A 19,103-nucleotide genomic window follows, 5' to 3' on the forward strand; every position below is an offset into this window, starting at 1 on the left:
GTATAAGGGGTCGTTTGCGTAGGAGACCAATCGCTCATCACAAGCGTGGAATCTGTTGCTCCTACAGGTCCAAGATAGACATTGTCTGCATTCGCTGCCCATGCCTGCGGTACAAATGAGAATAAAAGTATTACGGTAAGCACATAGAACCAACCTTTGTTCTTCATCAAGATCCTCCTTCGCCATTCCTGCCTTTTGGGCAATCCTTGATTTGACCCAAACCACATGCAGTTTGCCTTACAGTAATAAAGCTTTATAATCATTCTTTCTTATACACGAATATAGAGAACGACTGAAAATCATGCTAACATTTTTGATATTGACCCCAAGAATGAGGAAAAATCATGCTCGTATGAGGAGGAACAAAACATGACGGCTGAATCATATAGCTGGCTTCAAGGTGATAACGTGTATTTAAGACCTGTTGAAGTAGAGGATGCGGATCAATACTATGCAACACTTTATGATGAGGATGTTCGTTATTTAACAGGCACGAAGGCTTCCTTTTCCAAGCATCAGGTTGTTCGGCATTTGGAAGCGAAGGGGCTCGATTCGTCCAGCGTGCTGCTCTGGATTATTCGCAAGGATACCAACGAGCCAATTGGCGACATTGAGCTTCAAGAGATTGATGGCATGAATCGAAGCGCGGGGCTAAGAATTGCAATCAATGGCGGCAGTCATCAAGGAAAAGGCTTTGGCAGTGAAGCGATCAGATTGATGCTGGATTATGCCTTTGGCATCTGCAATCTGCATCGTGTGGAGCTAAATGTGTACGCGTATAATGAGCGTGCGATTCATGTCTATCAGAAGATTGGGTTCAAGCAGGAAGGCATTCAACGAGATGCCCTCTTCTACAACCATCGCTACTATAATTCGATTATCATGAGCATGTTGGAAGACGAATATCGTGAGAAATATGTAAAGTAGCGTAAAAACAAACAGGGTGCTCACCTCAGCTTTCCAGCTTGGGGAGCACCCTTCCTTTGCCAGCCTAGCAGCTAGCCAGACATACGATCAAACTGGCTTTGCACAAGCTCATAATAGTAGCCCTCTTGCCGCATCAGTTCTTCATGGGAGCCGCTCTCAAGGATTTGACCCTCAACGAGCACCATGATCACGTCTGCTTTGCGAACGGTATTGAGACGATGGGCAATCACGATATTGGTTCTGCCTTCCATCAAGCGATAAAGGGCATCCTGAATGCGAAGCTCAGTCACCGTATCGATGCTGCTTGTCGCTTCGTCCAGGATCAGGATCGCCGGATCTGCTAGGATGGCCCTTGCGATCGTCAATAGCTGCTTCTGCCCTTGGCTGATGCCGCTGCCATCTTGATCAAGCACCGTTTCGTAGCCATTCGGCAGCTTGCGAATGAAGTTATGGGCGTTTGCAAGCTCAGCCGCCCGCTCCACTTCCTCATCGCTGGCATTAAGACGCCCATAGCGGATATTTTCCCGTATCGTCGTCTGGAACAAAAACGTATCCTGCTGAACAAAGGCCATCTGTTTGCGAAGACTAGATCGCGTTAAGCTGCGTACATCCACGCCGTCAAGTAGAATGGCTCCGTTTTGAGGATCATAGAATCGCGACAGCAGATTGATAATGGTAGACTTGCCTGCTCCAGTAGGTCCCACCAGCGCCGCTGTCTGGCCTGGCTTCAGGTAGAAGCTGACATCGGATACGGTCTGGACATCCTTTTCATAGGCAAAGGATACATTCCGGAATTCGATCTCGCCCTTCACCTCGGTTATGTCTCTCGCCCTGCCCTCATCCTTCGCTTCCGGCTCCTCTTCAATAATCTCAAACACCCGCTCCGCCCCTGCCACAGCGGACAGGAATGTGTTGAACTGGTTGGCAAGGTCATTAAGCGGTCGAGTAAATTGGCGGGCATATTCTGCAAAGGTGACAATCACCCCTACTGTGATGATGCCATTAACGGCCATCACCCCGCCTGCACCTGCAATAATAGCAAAGCTCGCATTGTTCAGCATATTCATGAGCTTTGGAATAAAGCCTGAATAGGTTTGCGCCCAATACCCCGTTTCTCGAAGTCTCGCACCCTTTTCTTCAAACTGTTCTGTAACTTGTCGTTCCTGAGAGAATGCCTTAACCATCTTTTGGCCTGAAAAGGTCTCTTCGATAAATCCGTTTAATTCTCCTAGATTCCGCTGCTGCTCTTTAAAATACTTTCCTGTACGATTCGTAATCCAGCGCATCCCAAGGAACATCGCGGGAACGATGGTTAGTGTGATAAGCGTGAGCAGCGGACTCAGCCACAGCATCAGTCCAAGCATTCCCGTAAACGTGAGAATACTGGAGGACAGCTGAATGAATGAGCTGTTCAACGTCTGGCTTACATTGTCGATATCATTGGTCAATCGGCTCATCAACTCTCCATGCTGACGCTTGGAGAAATAAGCCACCGGCAGCCGATGAAGGCTGTTGAACAGATCATTGCGCATGCGATAGACCGCCTTCTGCGCAATGCTTATCATCCAAATATTTTGCAGCCACTGCGTGATAGAGCCCAGCACATAGACGATTGCCAGCAGGGCAAGGAGAAACAGCAAGGAATAATTGCCTGGAAGATGGATACGGTCAATGGTGTAGCCAAGCAGATATGGACCTAATAATCCAAGTCCAGAGCTCATAATGACCATGAGCAAAATAAGCGCCAACGACCGTTTATATTCCGACAAGTAGCACCATACCTTGAATAAGGTGCCGAACATGTCTTTTGGCTTCTGCTTCTTTTTGCCGTGCGGGTGTCCGCCTGGATGGCCTTTTCCAGTCGCCGATACCGAAGCGGCACCCGGCTGGATGGATTGCTGTGGTTTAGACAAGGGAAACCGCCTCCTCTCCGAACTGTGATTCTGCTATACGGCGATATAGCTCTGATTGGCTCATCAGCTCATCATGCGTTCCCATTGCAAGCAGCTTGCCGTCATCCAGCAAGACGACGCGATCGGCACGCATCGCAGTGCTGATCTTCTGCGTAATCAGCAGCGTCGTGCAGGAATCGGTCGGCAGCGACTTCAGCAGGCGACCTTCAGTCTTCACATCCAGTGCGCTCGTGCTGTCATCCAGCAGCAGCACCTTCGGTCTTCGCACAAGCGCTCTCGCAATCGATAAGCGCTGCTTTTGTCCGCCGGACAGGTTCACGCCCTTTTGACCGATGACCGTCTCGTACTTCTTCGGCAGCTTCATAATCGTATCGTGAATCTGTGCCCGCTGCGCGGCATCGATGATCTCCTCATCGCTCGCGTGTGTCCGCCCCCAGCGGATATTATCTGCTATGGTCCCGGAGAACAGCAGGGCCTCCTGCGGTACATAGCCAATGGCTCCCCTCAAGAGATCCAAGGAAAGATCGCGGACATCCTGTCCGTCTACCAACACGCTTCCCTCGGTAACATCATATAAGCGTGGTATGAGCTGGAACATTGTCGTCTTGCCAGAGCCTGTTGCCCCAAGAAAAGCAACCAGCTCACCTGGATTGACCTCAAGGGTGATATCCTCAAGCACGGGAATAGCATGATCGGGATAATGGAAGGATACTTTGTCAAAGTTAACCTTTCCTGCCCCAATGGCTTGCTTAGGGTCGAGATTATCCTTTTCCACAATATCAGCCTCTGCATCCAGCACCTGCTCGATCCGAAGGGCGGACGCTCTAGCCCGAGAGATATTGGTCACGATCATCGAGATCATCGACAAAGCCCCTGTCATGCGAGCCGTGTAGTTAACGATCGCTACGACATCCCCGACATTGGTGCCTGCCTGAGCCATAATCTGCTCATGACCGAACCATAGGATAAGCAGGATGCTTGCATTCATGACAAGCGTGAGTGTTGGGACTGCTGTTTCTACAAGACGAAGCGCCTTCACTGTGCGATCCATGAGCTGTTCGTTGGAGTCAAGGAAGCGCTGCTCCTCGTGCTTGTCGCGTACAAATGACTTAATCAGCCGCATGCCAAGCAAGTTCTCTCGCAGCACGCTATTGGCATGGTCCAATCGTTCTTGAACTGCATGAAAATGACTGAAGCCTGTGCGCATCAGCCAAACCAGGAAGAAAAAGAGGATCGGCGAAACGACCACAAGGATGAAAGCCAGCTTCATGTTAACGAATAAAGACATGATCAAGCCGCCCACCAGCATAAGCGGGGCTCTCAGCATGATTCGCATTCCCATAAACATCAAGTTCTGCATCGTTGTAACGTCGCTCGTCACACGGGTGATCAGCGTCGCAGTAGGGAATTGACTGAAGTTCGCAAAAGAGAAGGATTGGATCTTCGCGAACAAGCTTTTTCGCAGATCAAAGCCATAGTGCTGACTGACATAAGAGGCAAAGAACGAGTTAATTACACCGCTGGCAAAGCCGAGCAGCGCAAGTCCAAGCATAATGCCGCCCCATAGCATGACAGCCTGCATGTCCTTCACCATAATGCCCTCATTAATGACTTTTGCGATAAAAAGAGGCTGCATCAGCTCGACGACCAGCTCAACAAGCATCAGCACAAGAGCGATCGTCATCGGAAGATAATACGGTTTCAAATATGAGAGTACTTTCTTCATTCGTCCTCCTTGTTGATATCATCGTTCATTTTTTATTGTTCTGCATGCCTTTCGCTCACGTTCTCGTTCAATCAATCGTCACTATTTATCTAACCATTAGACCTTAGGTTCGTCAAAATGAGGATATTGCAAAAAATACATATTTTGACCCTCATGCTTGCATTCCGAAGTTTTCTTGAACAATCTCAAACTGTCAGTAGAAATGTAAAAAGAACTCCTGAAGCCACGAAGCTGAGGTAGGATCATATGAATGGATGACCCTTCCCCTTATGAACAAAAGCACAGCAAGTTTCTAGCGATTATAGCTAGTGTACAATGTGCTGTTTGCTCTTTTGCTCCGTAGCACCAGAAGTTCTTTATAAAAATCATGTTTCGTTTATATGATTGTGACCATCGTCTTTTATCGTTTGATTATTTTTCGTTAGCTTCAAACTCCGATGAATGAATCGTTGCATCCGGTCTAATCCATTCAGTCTTCACTTGGCTATCATGGACACTCTATCCCTGATAGTCGGGCTTAATCTCTTCTGCAGATGAAGAGTGACCTTCCGAAGACGATTTTCCTTTCGTCTTTGGCTTTGGACTGGACTCCGAAGCCGCTTTACTGGTCGCTTCCGTTATTGAAGCTTCTTCCTCAATAGAAGCCGATGACTGCACCATGGATGTATGGCTTTGCTTCTTCGATTCATGACGATCATAAGCTGGTACGGGCTGTGCAGCCGACATCGGACTTGGATGGACGAAGGAATCTACCGTAGGGTAGGGACGCTCATCCAAGGACAAGCCTGGTGAAGAGTCTCGCGGAGAAGAGCGGAACAATAGCCGCAATCCGCCGCCGATCAACACAATGGCAATGATAATCGTCTGTAAATATTCCTCGATCTGATAGCGCAGATGCACAGAGATCGCAAATTGATATTCAAGCACCGGCAGCACCAAGCGAACAAGCAAATAATAGCCTCCGAGCCCTACAAGAACCGAACCAAGCAGGCGTTTGTGAGTTCCTGTTGACTTAACGATAGGAACATCGAACAACATCTCACGGCCTGAACGGCTAATCTGCTGCAAGGCGTCGAAGAAGCTAAAGCACCAGATCAGTGGAATGACAAAGAAGAAAAAGGATAAGCGCAGGAAATCAAACACATAGATCGCGCCAAAGAAAGCGACCATGAGCTGCAAGCCTCGTTTCTGCAGGCCAAGGTACATATGGCCGGCTCCTGGGAGAACAGACAGCACCATTGCCAGCATCTTGCTTCTGCGGCCCACTTCACGGAACGCATCATAATCATCAAATAAAGTGCGATCCTCCAAGATCTCCCCACGGCGCTTCCGATGTACAGACTGCACGGCGTCAAACATACAGTACAGCCAGATGATCGGCAGCAGACCTAGGAAGATAAATACGCCCTCTTGTCTTGTTATAGCAGCTGTAAAAATCAATACGGTTGAGAGTCCAAAGAACGCCATCAAGAAGGACAAACCTCGCTGCATCAGCCCCAGATAGAAATGACCAAGCCCCGGAATGAAGGATAACAGGATGGTAAAGAATCGTTCATTTCGAGACTCCGGCATCATCCCCATCGACATTGGGCCTGCCCCATTCATGCCTTCCCACTGCATCATCTGCAAGCCATAAGCGCTTAGGATGTGAGGAGTATTAATGAGATACACGAGCATATCCACCATGCTGATGAACCCAACCAGCATCGCGATGAACCCTAATAAGATAAAAGGCCCTTCATCATGAGCGACAATGCCCGCCATAAAACCAAGCCCCAGCAGGCCAAAAAACAGCAGGCCATAAACAATGCCCTTCCCCTTTTTTCCTGCATAATAATGGCCAAGCCCCGGGATTAAATTAAGAAAAAAGGCTAGTCCTTTGCTTCGATACATAGACAATGTGAATCCACTCCTTCGTTGACAATTCATAAGATTGCTGCATGCTTAAGGCTTCGCGCCAAACCATTTTGTAAAAGTCTCCACCATTCCATGCGTAATCGAACCGCTAGGCCGTTCAATCAGCGTCTTCGGCTCAATCGATAGAGCCTCGAAGAAGCCGCTCGCCATGAAAATGATGGTGATTGCGGCAGCAATCGTATAATGAAATAAAGGATGCTCATTCCACTTCCGATGGCGAGTGCGGGGAGTCGAAGAGTCTAATGACTCGTGACTCGGTATATCCGCTTGCTGCTCTTGCTTTAGCTGTTCCGATTGCACAGCCTTCTGCTGATGGTGCAGGGCGGCAACATTAGCTCCGACTGTGGAAGGGGGATACAGCGTATCCATAAGCGAGTCCGTGATGGACTGCGCTGCTTCTATCTCAATAGGAGGGAGCATAGACGCGGATTCCTCCATCGCAAGCAGATAGAGAGCCAATGCTTCATCCGATTGCTCAAGCTCAGCTTCCATCTGCTGTCGCTGCTCTTCCGACACCAAGCCTGCAATATATGCCGCCCAATCTTCCTGTGTATATGAGATCACTGCCAATCCTCCTCCTTCCAGTGACTTCGAAGCCATTGCCTTGCCCGATACAGCCTTGATTCCACCGTTTTTAGCGTAATGTGCTGCTCCGCGGCAATCTGATCATAGCTCTTCTCTTCCAAGTAAAAAGCTTGGACCATCGCGCGATGCAGCGGCGGAATGCGTTCAAGCTCATCCTGCAGCTGCTGCTTTCGCTCATGATCCAGCACCTCTGTCAGCACATCATAAGAGGGTTGGATAAGAGGCTGTTCCGCAGCACAAGCACGCTGAGCACTTCCTTCTTCTATATCCGCATACGGCCATGGCTGTATGGCAGCTTCCAGCTGTCTTGCTTTTTTGCGTTTATAATCGATCGCCTTATTAACAGTAATTCGGGATATCCATGCCTTTAAACCTTTCATCTCGTACTGGGGGAGAGCACGATGAATCTGGATAAAGGCTTCTTGTACGATATCTTCCGCATCGGCCTGATGTCGCACAACCGAATAAGCTACTTGATAGACATGCTGTCGATATTGCTCCATCAATCGTCTAAAGGCCTCAGACTCGCCTTGACGTATTCGATAGACCAGCTCTTCCTCTTCGATCGCTCTCCCCTCCTTCCAGATGTATAGACGAAGGCATATGGACTTACCCCTGCCTCTTTTTCAAAAAAATAAAAAACGCCTATCATTTTGAGAGATATGCAGCCTTAGAAAGGATCAGGGCTATCAAGACACTCTTGATCATGTTCAATAGCGCCTTCCTGCGGCTAACATTCATCAGCAAAATGATAAGCGTTCCTATCATCGGATAAAATGTTTCTATGATGTTGTTAGGATAGCTGTTGCTTGATCACTCTGTGCTTATTTAACAATGAAGCTCTTTTTTTAAACCAAATCGATCATCGATCCGTTATCGATCATTTACTCCGCTTCCACCTTCGAATGGTTACCCCCAGCACGCACTAGTGTTACATAGAACAAAGATGCCAGCAGGCTGCAGCCTGCAATGACAATTCCCATCGGCACTGCCGTAGTTCCCCCGCCAATCCCAACTAGCGGCGCTACGATCGAGCCTGAGATGAACGGCAGTAGACCAAGAAGGGCCGATGCGCTGCCAGCACGCTTCTTCTGGTTGCCCATCGCAAGCGAGAAGCCGGCGGTATTGACAACCCCTGTACTGGATATCGCGATAAACAACGGAATCAGCACTGCGGGAAGCGGTGCGTGAAGAATGACCGTGACAAGCAGAATAAGACAGCTGACGAGAGAGATGATAAGTCCTGCCATAAACAAGCTCTTCTCTGTATATCGCCCAGCAAGACGACCTGTAATCTGCGTTGCAATAATCAGCCCAAGGCCATTGATCGCGAAGAACAAGCTGAAGCCTTGCGGCGACACGCCATAAATGTCTTGGAGAACGAACGGCGAACCCGAGATATAAGCAAACATGGATGCAGAGATCAGACCCATGGAGAGCATGAAGCCGACAAACATGCGATCCTTCAATAGAACGCCGAAGGTCGATACGGTCTGCTTCACACCGCCTGATGCACGCATGGAGCTCGGCAGCGTTTCTTTTAGACCAAATACAGCGCCTGCGATCAGCAAGATGCCAAGCACGCCAAGTACGACAAAGACGCCGTGCCAGGTTGTGACTTTAAGAAGCTGACCTCCCGCTACTGGAGCCATAATTGGAGCCAGACCATTAATCAGCATCAGGAGCGAGAAGAACTTCGTCAGTTCGGGGCCATCATACAAGTCTCTCACCATCGCGCGTGCGATTACGATACCGCCTGCTCCAGCCACCCCTTGGACAAAGCGCAGCAGCACCAATCCCCAGATGGATGGGATAAAGGCACATAGGAAGGAAGATAAGGCATATACGATCAGCGATGCTATCAATGGCTTGCGACGGCCATAAGCGTCGCTTAGCGGTCCCATAAGGAGCTGACCTAAGGCAATGCCCAGCATAAACGCCGTTAACGTAAGCTGTGCAAAGGAAGCTGTCGTCTTCAAATCCGTCGCCAAGATCGGCAGTGACGGTAAATACATATCAATCGATAACGGCCCTATCGCCGTCATCGAACCGAGCACGCAGGCAAGCCCGATACGCTGCTTGCGTGATATCGACGCTGAGGTTGCGATCGTTTCAGTCGCAGTCGTCATAGGTGTATCCCAACTTTCTCTATTAAGATGTTCCGTGTGTCCTATTGCCTAGGCGTGCACAATAAGTACATCTTAACATATCTACTAAGGGGATTAGATGAATTTTTCTTATAATTTTAAAGGTTCGCGAAGAAGCCTTTACCAATGCAAGTGACAAGAGAAAAGCCGCCTGATCGACCATTACAGTCCTCAGGCGGCTTTAGCTGTGTCATTCTTTATCCTTTTATGGAACAATCCTGCACGCTGGCCCGTGCTTTACGTTCAACATGATAGCCGATTCAGGTATACTTCATATGTCGATCACGTTGATCCAATCGCTTCGCTTAAGCCCCGAGCGTAAATGGCCGATCCAGCTCATATAGCCTGCGGTAGCGAGGCTCCCGCTCCATCAGTTCGGCATGCGACCCGCGCATGATGATGCGGCCCTCATCCATAAAGATAATCTCATCCATCTGCTCCACTGAGGCTAGATGATGCGTGATCCAGATCAAGGTCTTCTCCCTCATCACGTCGAATACCGTGCGAAGCAGCTCGCGCTCTGTAATAGGATCAAGCCCTACGGTCGGCTCATCCATGATGACAATCGGCGTATGCTGAAGCAGTATGCGCGCTAGCGCGACGCGCTGCCGTTCCCCGCCGGAGAAGCGCTGCCCCGCCTCATGCATTGGGGTATCGATCCCTTGAGGCAGGGAATCCATAAGCGCCCCGAGCTTCACCTGCTCGCAGGCCTCTCGAATCTCCTCATCGCTTGCCTCCAAGCGACCGAGGCGAATGTTGTTGCTGACCGTCGTATCGAACAGATGCGGACTTTGGTTCAGCACACCAATAACAGCGGAGATATCGTCCCCATAAGATGCGGCGTCTTTGCCTTGAACCAGCACCCTCCCCTGTGAAGGGGTAATCGCGCCTTGAATCAGCTTCAGGAGCGTTGACTTGCCCGCGCCGCTGCGGCCAATAATCGCGATCTTCTTGCCTGCCTCTACCTGAAGCGTGAGTCCGTCTACACTCTTACTGGCTTCCCCTTCATAGCTGAAGGAGACCTGCTCTAAGTATACGGGGTAGGTGGAAGCGTCAGGTACTGCCGGCACTCCGTCTTTTGTCGAAAGTCTCACTGTCATTCGTCCTTGCTCCGTAATCGAATACGCTGAGCCCGATCCAGCTTGAGCCCATTCCTTGCGCTCTAAAGCATCCATGTGAGACTGCGCGCCTCGGTCTGTAGAGCGATCTTGTGTTGCTCCATGGATCGATTGCTTAGACTCTCCTATCGACACTGATGCCGGGGCTTCCTGCTCCATCCGTACAAGCCGTTCCACCGAATCCTGGTACTGTGGAATCTTTTCAATCGCTTCCGAGATGGGCAGGAACGCATCCATGAGCGGTATCACGACCAGTACGAAGGCGGCAATCAAGTAGACCGGCATGCGGCCATCGGCATATTGCCCTCCTGCCCAGTAGATCATGGAGACGACCATAAGCCCGACTACGAGCTGTGCCGTAAACATCCGCCATCGGCTAAACGTGTTAATAGAGCGTTCAATCGCAGCTACTCTCGCCTCATCTTCCTCGTAAGAGTCCACAAAAGCCTGAGAGCGACCGCTAATGACCCAATCGCCAAGTCCCAGCACGGCATCCGTAAGCCGCTGATACAGCCCGTTACGCTGCTGTTTCATCTGACGGTGCTTGACGCGCGTGATCATCAGGGATACGATCGGCAGAATCGCAATGAGCACAAACATATACAAAGCCATCAACGCCGCGAACACTCCATCGAAATAACCAAGCGCAGCGATGAGTATGCCATACGTGACAAGCGCAATAATGCTAGGAAACACGGTGCGCATATATACATTCTGCAAATATTCAATGTCATCCGCTAGCGTCCCCAGAATGTCGCCCGTGCGATAGCGAGAGCGAAGGAACAAGGCCTGCGGCTCCAGCACGCGATATAATCGCACCCGCATATCGGATAGAACACGAAGAATCGCATCATGACCCACGAGCCTCTCCACATAGTGGGATACGGCACGCCCAATCCCGAAGGTACGGACTAATACCGTGGGGACATACACCATGAGGATATTTTCCGGGCGAAGAGCTGACTTAGAGATCAGCATGCCTGAGGTGAACATGAGCGCTCCCGCCATGCCTACGGTCAGCACGCCGAGCAGGATCGTCAAAGCGAAACGCCCATAATAAGCTCGAATATACGGCTTGAACCATTGTTCTCGCTTCATGTCCACCCCTCCTCTTGCGCTCGTATCAGCTGCATATATGCACCTTTCTTTTCGAGCAGTTCTTCATGTGTCCCGATCTCCGCGACCCGACCCTGACTCATGACGATAATAAGATCCATATCGAGCATCCAGTGCAGGCGATGAGTCGCGAGAATCACCAGCTTATCTTGGAATAAAGGCAGCATCGTTTCCTTCAGCTCATATTCCGTCTCAACATCCAGGTGAGCGGTCGGCTCGTCAAGCAGCATGATCGGTCGATTGCCTAAGAAGGCACGAGCAAGAGCTACGCGCTGCTCCTGCCCGCCACTCAATCGCCGCCCTCCGCCTCCGATTGGCGTATTGAATCCTTCCGGCAGGTTTTTGGCGACTTCCGCTAGCCCGGCATTTTGAATGGCTGTTTGAATCTCTTGATCAGAAGCCGCCGGCTGATAGAAGCTTACATTCTCTTTTAACGTGCTGCTAAATAGATAAGGCTGCTGCGGGATATACGTAATTTGCTCCCGCCAGCCCTCAACACCAAGCGTTGCCAAGGACTTCCCATCCAACTCAATCGTACCGGAGGTTGGATGAAGGAAGCCGCCAAGCACATCGATCAAGGTCGATTTGCCCGCGCCGCTTGAGCCAATGACGCCAATGCGCTTCATGCCGCGGATCTCAACCGTGATGTCCTCCATCGAGGCTGGCCCCTCTTCTTGATGCTTAACACCAATGCTGGATAGCTTCAGCACACTATGGTCATGCCATGACCATTTCCCAGCAGATGCGATGTCATCTCGCCCTTTGGAATGATCCGTCATATTAAACGGAGAGAGTGCTGATGTGCTTTGGTCTCTCTTCCGATCATCCGACCCGGTCGCTTCCGCGGCGATGAGCTTCCCTTCGCCGCTAAGATCCTGCTTCGACGCTTCCGCGATCAAGTCTTGAATGGCTTTACCCGCTTCCTTTCCTTTTAAGGTCGCATGATAATCTGCTCCCATCATGCGGACGGGAAGGAAGTACTCTGGCGCCAGAATGAGCACGAGCAGCGCCGGCTCGAGCAGCATGGTGCCGTTAATAAGGCGAAGCCCCAAGCTTACCGCAACCGATGCTACGGACAGCATCGTGAAGAAGTCGAGCGCGAAGGAGGATAAGAACGCAACTCTCAGCGTCTTCATCGTCGCGCTGCGATAGCTGTCGCTCACGCGCTCAATCGATTCGCTGTGGCGTTTGCTTAGGCCCAGCATCTTGAGCGTCTCGAGTCCTCTCAGTGAATCGACAAAGTGATTGGAAAGAACACGATAGCTTTCCCACTGCCGATCCATTTGCAGCTTCGCTGCCAATCCAAGCAGGATCATAAAGGCGATGAGAATCGGCATCGTGACAGCAAGGATGAGTGCAGCAATACGATCATGCACAAGAATAAACACCCACACGATGACGGGCGTAATCGCCGTTGACATCATGCGGGGAATAAACAGCTCAAGGAAAGTGCGAAACTGCGAGAAGCCGTCCAACACCAAGGTTACGAGATTACCTGTTCCTTCTGACTTGGCAAGCCGTGGTCCAAATCGGAACAGCTTCTCCATCAATGTTCTGCGAAGCTCTCTTCCCGTCTTCTCGGCGTAGCGATAGCTAATACGCTGGATCAGGACATTCGTCAGCTGACGTATAGCAAAAGCAGCCAGGAATATGGAGATCCATCCTGACTGCTCCTGTAGACTTGATCCGGCGAAGAGCTGCGAAATCACCTTCGCAAGCCCCATCGCCATATATAGAATCGACCCGCTCTGAATAACGGTTAAGATTGCAATAATCATTTGAATTTGTCTTATCCCGCGAAAGCGAAGTCCTTTTCCCATCAGTACTCCAAATGCTCCTTTTCATGAACCCGTTTATGGAAAACAAAGTAGCTCCAAATCTGGTAAGCCAGAACAAATGGAAGGAGCGACAACGCCACAATGGTCATAACCTTCAAGGAGTATGCCCCGGAAGCAGCGTTATATACGGTCAAATTGAATGCTTCATCAATAGTACTAATCATAATATTCGGGAACAAGCCCACAAATACGCCGGAGATCGCAAGCGCGATGACGGTTCCGGTCATGCCGAATGCCCAGCCGTCCTTCTTCTTGGACATAAAATACCCTGCCAAGACAAAGGCAACGACGCCAAGCACCGCCATAACGCTCAATACAACGCCTCTTGCATCGAACATTTCCGTTTTGATAACGGTCATGGCTGCAAAAGCAACAAACAATACAGCTAATGGAATGAGAAGCATCTTCGCTTGCGCGCGAGCACGATCACGAAGCTCCCCAACTGTACGAAGCGAGATGAACATCAGGCCATGGACAAGGCACAATACAGTTACGGCAACACCGCCAAGCACCGTATATAGATTAACAACATCAAAGATGCCCGCTTGCATCTCCATATGCTGATCGATCGGCAAGCCCTGCATCAGATTCGCAAATACAACACCGAATAGGAATGGAGGCAGCATGCTGCCAAGCAGAATGACAATATCCCACGCCTTTTTCCATGTTTCGGTCTCGCCTTTTCCGCGGAATTCAAAGGCTACCCCGCGTCCAATCAAAGCTAGCAGCACGACAACGAGTGGCAGGTAGAAGCCGCTGAACATCGTTGCATACCAATGCGGGAAGGCTGCAAACATGGCACCGCCTGCTGTGAGAAGCCATACCTCGTTCGCATCCCAGAATGGCCCGATGGAGTTGATCAGCACGCGCTTCTCCCCATCTGTCTTAGCCAAGAACGCCGTGGACATCCCTACACCAAAGTCAAATCCCTCAAGGAAGAAGAAGCCGACGAACAACACGCCAACGAGAACAAACCACAGTTCACTTAACTCAAACATGGAGACCCTCCCTTGCGAATGGATCGCTTGTAATCTTCTCCGTCTTCTCTACTGCTGCATTTGGCCCCTTCTTAATCACCTTCACGAACAGGTATACCAGCAAGATAGCAAGGATCGTGTAAATCGCAGTAAAGATCGCAGTAAAGGAGATCAAGGAGAAGAGCACTTCACCTGAAGTGACCGACGGAGACACACTATCCTCCGTACGAAGCAATCCGAATACGGTCCACGGCTGACGGCCGATCTCTGTCATGATCCATCCTGCCGTATTCGCGACAATCGGCATGAAGATCGCCGCTACCATGAAGCGGTAGAACCAAGTATTCTTCTGATCCAGCTTTTTACGGGAAGACAGGTACAAGCCGTATGCTGCAAGCAAGATCATAATCGTACCGCATGCTACCATGATGCGGAAGCTCCAGAACGTCGTGCGAACCGGTGGAATATAGTTGCCTTCGCCGTAGGCCTGTTCATATTCAGCCTGCAGCTGCTTCATTCCGACAACCTCACCGGAGAACTTACTGTATGATAAGAAGCTGAGCGCATAAGGAATCTTGAACTCTTTCGAGCTTTCCTGTTTATCAGGATCAATGGAAGCCCATACCGTCCATGCGGCAGGATCACCACTATTTTCCCACAAGCCTTCTGCCGCTGCCATCTTCATTGGCTGTGTATGCACCAGATATTGAGCCTGCTGGTGACCGAACAACGCTACAAGAATGGAAGATGCCAAAGCAACGATGATGCTGATATGGAATGATTTCTTAAAGAACTCCATATCCTTCTTCTTCAACAGCTTCAGTGCGCTGATACCTGCGATCAGGAATGCACCTGTTGCAAACGCGGAGAAGATGGTATGCGGGAACTCTACCAAGAGCTGCCCATTTGTAATCAACGCGAAGAAATCGTTCATCTCCGCACGTCCATTCACAACCTCGAAGCCAACTGGACGCTGCATAAAGGAGTTCGCTGCAAGAATCCAGAAAGCAGACAATGTTGTACCGAACGCAACGAGCCAGATACAAACCAAGTGAACCTTCTTCGAGAGACGATCCCAACCGAAGATCCATAGACCAATAAAGGTCGATTCCATAAAGAAGGCAGCAAGTGCCTCAATCGCAAGCGGTGCTCCGAAGACATCACCAACAAAGCGCGAATAATCCGACCAGTTCATTCCGAATTGGAATTCTTGAATAATACCTGTAACAACACCGACTGCAAAGTTAATAAGGAATAGCTTTCCCCAAAACTTTGTCATCGTCTTGTACCGCTCATCTCCCTTTACTACATACATCGTCTGCATGATAGCAAGGAGCAGCGCCAATCCAATCGACAACGGGACAAAAATAAAGTGAAAGATCGTGGTCGAGGCAAACTGAAGCCGCGATAGCATGACCGTATCCATGTGTGTTCCACCCTTCTCATCTTTTTGTTCATCAGCTCTAAATGACCGCTACTTTTGTCTATATTTCGTGGTCACCTAGAAGCTGTTCATGCTTCATTTGTAAGGCGACTAAATGGCTGTCATAAAGAATCATCGCTATTGTGTCAAAAAAATCACTCGAATAGTGTGACAAAAATCACAATTAAGTACGTGAAAAGGGTTACTTCCTGAACTTTCTGTTAAAGGACACGCAATTGTTACAATTGCCTTTTATAAAGCTATAAAAAAGCATTGAAGATTACGCAAAACCAGCATTTTCCGACTAGAATTTTTACCTAAATTTATCCTGCGTTTTCGATCCAATTAAGATATAATGACAGTGATATTCCATTTTTTACTATAAATTTTAAGGAGTGATGTTCATGTTTGGAAAGGTAGCCGCCGATATTCTCGGCATCAGTGATGTAGGATCGGTTATACGTCCGGAGAATTACGATAAGGTAGATACCGATGATTATGTGATGCATGAGGATCAGGAGAAGATTTATTTCTTGATCAAATCCAAATCTGACGAGTATTGCTTCACCAACAAAGCCTTGATTCATCTGGACGGAACGAGCGCTACAAGCAAAAAGCGTGTGCTTCATCGTTATTCCTATGGTACGCATCGCATCTCCAATGTCTTTTTGGAAACGGCGGGAACCGTCGACCTGGATGCAGAGATCAGCTTCACGATCGGACACGCGAGCTTCCATATTGATGTCCATAAGAAGCATATTGAAGAGCTTAAGGACCTGTACAAAGCACTCATACATATCGCCGAGCTGTGCCACGAGAATGATCAGCATCTCGAATATGCCAATCAAAGCTTGAATGTTGCCGTAAATACTTTAAGCTCTGTCAATAAGCTCGATGGGAATATCCCTGAGCAGTTCAAGAGCATTAACGAGCTTGCTTTTGCATGGCTTACGGAATCTCACAAGAAATACAAGGTTAAAGATTTCGGCTTCGTTTTTGAAAAATTTATTAATCAGTGATTAACCCCGTATCTACCCACCTATAATGGAAGTAAAGGCCTGCTTCTAGATTGCTCTTGCACCCACAAGCTGTTAATCTAGTCAGCGGGCCTCTTCTATTGCTTATACCCGCCGCAGGTCTAGGAGTAGAACCAACCCGCGGACTGTTTATCCAATAAGTGCTATCGGGTAGGATGTAAGTATAGACAATAACGGGGTCATGACGTGCTGTGCGCACGTTCCTATGATTAAAAGGAGTGTTGAAGATGTACTCACGGATGGAGACACCAGCCAAGCAGCAGCCTGTTAAGGTGCTCGTCCTAACCGGCTCTATTGGACACGGTCATATTCAGACAGCGAACGCGATTCGCGATACCGCTGCTCGTCGATTCGGCCGTCAGGTGGATGTGCAGATCGTGGATTATTTGGAGCAAGTTGCTCCTCATCTGCACGGAGTGGGTTCGTACTGCTTCATTCAATTTTTAAAAATGCTGCCTAGCATGTACGGTATGGCTTTTGAAATGACACGCAAAGACCGCATGCTGGCCCAAATGATAAAGCGTGTTCGGTTTACCAGCCTTAAACCGCTCACAAAACTGATTCAAGATTCGAAGCCTGACGTCATCGTCAGCACCTTCCCGGCGGCTAGTGCTGCGGTATCGAAGCTTAAGGAGAAGGGCGTTGTATCGGTTCCTTCCATTACCGTCATTACAGACCATACAGATCACAGCTTCTGGCTGTACCCTTATACGGATCTCTATATGGTTGGATCAGACAATGCAAGACGCATGCTGATCGCACAAGGAATCGATCCTAAATCCATCGAAGTGACTGGCATTCCTGTTCGCCCGCCGTTCTACGAGACCTACGACAAGGTCGCGTTGCGCGAGAAGCACGGACTGTCCCAAGATAAGATGACCGTTCTGCTTATGGGTGGAGGCTGCGGTCTAATGGATCCCTCCATGCTTGAGAACCTGGAGTATTCGGTTCCCGAGCTGACAGAGAAGACCCAATTCATTATCGTATGCGGCAGCAACGAGAAGCTGCGCCATCAACTGGACGCTTGGTCCGCCACTACCTCGCTGTCCATTCATGTAAAAGGCTATGTGCAGGACATTCACGAGCTAATGGCGTTATCGGATGTAATGATTACAAAGTCAGGTGGTGTCACAACAGCTGAAGCGATGGCTCTCCAGCTGCCGCTTATCGTGTATAAGCCTTTGCCAGGACAGGAGCAGGATAATATTCGCTACCTGGTCCATAATGGTCTTGCGCAATGTGCTCACAATGCTGCGCATCTCACGTATATTCTTTCCGAGCTCGCAGAACACCCATCGCTTCTAGAGAAGATGAGTGAGCGTGCAGCAGAGGAACGAAGCAAGATGAAAGGCGATGCTCTTGCCCTGATGCTGGAGCTGCGCGATCAACCGGTTCATACGCCTGTGCTGATGAAGAAGTGGCTGCGCCGAACCGTTTAATTCAAACAACAGCGTCCTGCTGTTAACAAGCTCACTCTTGTCCAGTTCGCCATCCCGTATAATAGATGGATAATCTGCACGAAAGAGGAGATGAGCTGTTATGAACAACGGCCCACGCATCCAAAGAGAGAAGCAAACGGTTGAGCAAATGATCAGGATCTATTGTGCTGCTCATCACGGTAAAGTGCTATGCGAGTCTTGTGAAGAGCTGCTTCGTTATGCACACAAACGACTTGATTACTGCGTATTTGGAGAGGAAAAGTCAACTTGTGAGAAATGCCCCATCCATTGCTACAAGCCTGAACGAAAGACTCAGATCAAGCAGGTGATGAGATATGCCGGACCTCGCATGACCTACAAGCATCCAATCCTGGCTATCCAGCATATGCTCAAAAATCTTAAGCCCGCTCCCGAGCATCCTAAAAACAAAAAGAACAAGACGATGTGAAGAACGTCTATCGAAGACTTTTCAAAGGGGAGCAGCCGTGATTAGTGGTGCCTAGGGAAAGAAAGCTTTGCAGCATCTTACAAATAAAGGGTTTCTCCAGTATAATGTTATTATTGAACAATAGGAGGAGCATCTATGCAGCAATGGATTGATTACTGCCTAACGAAGCCTGGAACAACCCTAACCTATCCTTTTGATCACCATACGCCTGTGATGAAGGTAGGCAGCAAGATGTTTGCTTTATTCGGCCAGCATGAAGGCAAGCCAAGCGCAAGCCTAAAGTGCGATCCCTTCCGGGCGCAGTCCCTTCGCGAGCAGTTTGAAGAAGTCGTGCCTGGCTATCATTTGAACAAAAAGCATTGGAATACCGTCGTGCTCACGGGAACGCTCGGTGAGCAAGAGATTAGCACGCTGATAGATCATTCCTACGAGCTTGTATATAAAAGTTTAACCCGCGCGGAGAAGGAACTTATTCATGCAGCGATATAGCCA

Annotated in this window: 15 protein-coding genes; 5 read left to right on the top strand and 10 right to left on the bottom strand. The window is 49.3% G+C overall.

The features are described 5' to 3' along the window. Positions 1–369 precede the first annotated feature (369 nt). Positions 370–927, top strand: a complete 558-nt coding sequence (locus tag I2H74_RS10175) for a GNAT family N-acetyltransferase (RefSeq protein WP_195573844.1) — start codon at positions 370–372, stop codon at positions 925–927. A 71-nt stretch (positions 928–998) separates the two neighbouring features. Here I2H74_RS10175 and I2H74_RS10180 read toward each other — a convergent pair whose 3' ends face one another. The 10 genes from I2H74_RS10180 to I2H74_RS10225 all read right to left on the bottom strand — a co-directional run bounded on the left by I2H74_RS10180 (position 999) and on the right by I2H74_RS10225 (position 15,690). Then, entirely contained in the window at positions 999–2,729 is a 1,731-nt protein-coding gene (locus I2H74_RS10180; RefSeq protein WP_195574064.1) for an ABC transporter ATP-binding protein, read from the bottom strand. A 103-nt stretch (positions 2,730–2,832) separates the two neighbouring features. After that, positions 2,833–4,566 (bottom strand): ABC transporter ATP-binding protein, encoded by a 1,734-nt coding sequence (locus I2H74_RS10185; RefSeq protein ID WP_195573845.1) that lies wholly within the window; start codon positions 4,564–4,566, stop codon positions 2,833–2,835. A gap of 498 nt (positions 4,567–5,064) precedes the next feature. Next, positions 5,065–6,465, bottom strand: a complete 1,401-nt coding sequence (locus I2H74_RS10190; protein WP_324254044.1) for a hypothetical protein — start codon at positions 6,463–6,465, stop codon at positions 5,065–5,067. 45 nt (positions 6,466–6,510) lie between these two features. After that, positions 6,511–7,047 (bottom strand): hypothetical protein, encoded by a 537-nt coding sequence (locus I2H74_RS10195; RefSeq protein ID WP_195573846.1) that lies wholly within the window; start codon positions 7,045–7,047, stop codon positions 6,511–6,513. Further along, positions 7,044–7,571, bottom strand: coding sequence for a sigma-70 family RNA polymerase sigma factor (locus I2H74_RS10200; protein ID WP_229106544.1), 528 nt, complete (start codon positions 7,569–7,571; stop codon positions 7,044–7,046). Before I2H74_RS10200 ends, I2H74_RS10195 begins: the two co-directional genes overlap by 4 nt. A gap of 381 nt (positions 7,572–7,952) precedes the next feature. After that, entirely contained in the window at positions 7,953–9,197 is a 1,245-nt protein-coding gene (locus tag I2H74_RS10205; protein ID WP_195573847.1) for a multidrug effflux MFS transporter, read from the bottom strand. A gap of 323 nt (positions 9,198–9,520) precedes the next feature. Beyond that, on the bottom strand, positions 9,521–11,431 hold the full coding sequence (locus tag I2H74_RS10210; protein ID WP_195573848.1) for an amino acid ABC transporter ATP-binding/permease protein: 1,911 nt from the start codon (positions 11,429–11,431) through the stop codon (positions 9,521–9,523). Further along, positions 11,428–13,269 carry a thiol reductant ABC exporter subunit CydD gene (gene cydD, locus I2H74_RS10215; RefSeq protein WP_195573849.1) on the bottom strand — a complete coding sequence of 614 codons (1,842 nt, stop codon included), beginning with the start codon at positions 13,267–13,269 and terminating at the stop codon, positions 11,428–11,430. Before cydD ends, I2H74_RS10210 begins: the two co-directional genes overlap by 4 nt. Then, positions 13,269–14,285, bottom strand: coding sequence for a cytochrome d ubiquinol oxidase subunit II (gene cydB, locus I2H74_RS10220; RefSeq protein ID WP_195573850.1), 1,017 nt, complete (start codon positions 14,283–14,285; stop codon positions 13,269–13,271). The genes cydD and cydB overlap by 1 nt, the downstream gene beginning before the upstream one ends. After that, a complete protein-coding gene (locus tag I2H74_RS10225) occupies positions 14,278–15,690 on the bottom strand; it encodes a cytochrome ubiquinol oxidase subunit I (RefSeq protein WP_195573851.1) in 1,413 nt (470 codons plus the stop codon). The genes cydB and I2H74_RS10225 overlap by 8 nt, the downstream gene beginning before the upstream one ends. A 401-nt stretch (positions 15,691–16,091) precedes the next feature. Between I2H74_RS10225 and I2H74_RS10230 the strand changes: the two genes are divergently transcribed. The 4 genes from I2H74_RS10230 (at position 16,092) to I2H74_RS10245 (ending at position 19,100) form a co-directional block, all read left to right on the top strand. Further along, positions 16,092–16,706: a PH domain-containing protein gene (locus I2H74_RS10230; RefSeq protein WP_195573852.1), complete on the top strand. Its 615-nt coding sequence runs from the start codon at positions 16,092–16,094 to the stop codon at positions 16,704–16,706. Between the two features lie 245 nt (positions 16,707–16,951). Next, positions 16,952–18,163 carry an MGDG synthase family glycosyltransferase gene (locus tag I2H74_RS10235; RefSeq protein ID WP_195573853.1) on the top strand — a complete coding sequence of 404 codons (1,212 nt, stop codon included), beginning with the start codon at positions 16,952–16,954 and terminating at the stop codon, positions 18,161–18,163. A 100-nt stretch (positions 18,164–18,263) separates the two neighbouring features. Next, the gene (locus I2H74_RS10240) at positions 18,264–18,611 is read left to right on the top strand and encodes a nitrous oxide-stimulated promoter family protein (RefSeq protein ID WP_195573854.1); all 348 of its coding nucleotides are present in this window, start codon (positions 18,264–18,266) and stop codon (positions 18,609–18,611) included. Positions 18,612–18,746: 135 nt separating this feature from the next. Next, positions 18,747–19,100, top strand: coding sequence for an MmcQ/YjbR family DNA-binding protein (locus tag I2H74_RS10245; protein ID WP_195573855.1), 354 nt, complete (start codon positions 18,747–18,749; stop codon positions 19,098–19,100). Positions 19,101–19,103 lie beyond the last annotated feature (3 nt).

The organism is Paenibacillus sp. 1001270B_150601_E10, assembly GCF_015558675.1.
In the GTDB taxonomy this organism is placed as follows: Bacteria; Bacillota; Bacilli; order Paenibacillales; family Paenibacillaceae; genus Paenibacillus_B.

What these genes read in the sequence shown, in the direction of transcription:
- I2H74_RS10175 (WP_195573844.1), top strand. Translation starts at nt 370, where the DNA reads ATGACGGCTGAATCATATAGCTGGCTTCAAGGTGATAACGTGTATTTA.
- I2H74_RS10180 (WP_195574064.1), bottom strand. Translation starts at nt 2,729, where the DNA reads ATGTTCGGCACCTTATTCAAGGTATGGTGCTACTTGTCGGAATATAAA.
- I2H74_RS10185 (WP_195573845.1), bottom strand. Translation starts at nt 4,566, where the DNA reads ATGAAGAAAGTACTCTCATATTTGAAACCGTATTATCTTCCGATGACG.
- I2H74_RS10200 (WP_229106544.1), bottom strand. Translation starts at nt 7,571, where the DNA reads ATGGAGCAATATCGACAGCATGTCTATCAAGTAGCTTATTCGGTTGTG.
- I2H74_RS10205 (WP_195573847.1), bottom strand. Translation starts at nt 9,197, where the DNA reads ATGACGACTGCGACTGAAACGATCGCAACCTCAGCGTCGATATCACGC.
- I2H74_RS10210 (WP_195573848.1), bottom strand. Translation starts at nt 11,431, where the DNA reads ATGAAGCGAGAACAATGGTTCAAGCCGTATATTCGAGCTTATTATGGG.
- cydD (WP_195573849.1), bottom strand. Translation starts at nt 13,269, where the DNA reads ATGGGAAAAGGACTTCGCTTTCGCGGGATAAGACAAATTCAAATGATT.
- cydB (WP_195573850.1), bottom strand. Translation starts at nt 14,285, where the DNA reads ATGTTTGAGTTAAGTGAACTGTGGTTTGTTCTCGTTGGCGTGTTGTTC.
- I2H74_RS10225 (WP_195573851.1), bottom strand. Translation starts at nt 15,690, where the DNA reads ATGGATACGGTCATGCTATCGCGGCTTCAGTTTGCCTCGACCACGATC.
- I2H74_RS10230 (WP_195573852.1), top strand. Translation starts at nt 16,092, where the DNA reads ATGTTTGGAAAGGTAGCCGCCGATATTCTCGGCATCAGTGATGTAGGA.
- I2H74_RS10235 (WP_195573853.1), top strand. Translation starts at nt 16,952, where the DNA reads ATGTACTCACGGATGGAGACACCAGCCAAGCAGCAGCCTGTTAAGGTG.
- I2H74_RS10240 (WP_195573854.1), top strand. Translation starts at nt 18,264, where the DNA reads ATGAACAACGGCCCACGCATCCAAAGAGAGAAGCAAACGGTTGAGCAA.
- I2H74_RS10245 (WP_195573855.1), top strand. Translation starts at nt 18,747, where the DNA reads ATGCAGCAATGGATTGATTACTGCCTAACGAAGCCTGGAACAACCCTA.